A 216-nucleotide genomic window follows, 5' to 3' on the forward strand; every position below is an offset into this window, starting at 1 on the left:
TTTTTGGCCCGGTTCAGCGGCGCCGAGGGCGTGTTGTTCGTCGGGCGGGCCCAAGAGAAGGCGCTGGTGTGGCGCACCCAGCGCCGCTACAACGCCGCCGGGGAACCCTATGCGTGGCTGGTGCGCTCCACGGCGTTCATCAACTACTTCTACTTTTATTGCCTCGATGAGGATTTCGGCCCGTTCTTCATCAAGTTTTCCACCTACTTCCCCTAC

At 60.6% G+C, this 216-nt stretch carries 1 pseudogene; it reads left to right on the forward strand.

What is annotated here, in order from left to right:
- A pseudogene (locus FPZ47_RS28830) lies at window positions 1-216 on the forward strand (hypothetical protein); the annotation flags it as partial.

It is taken from the genome of Mycobacterium helveticum (genome assembly GCF_007714205.1).
Lineage (GTDB): Bacteria > Actinomycetota > Actinomycetes > Mycobacteriales > Mycobacteriaceae > Mycobacterium > Mycobacterium helveticum.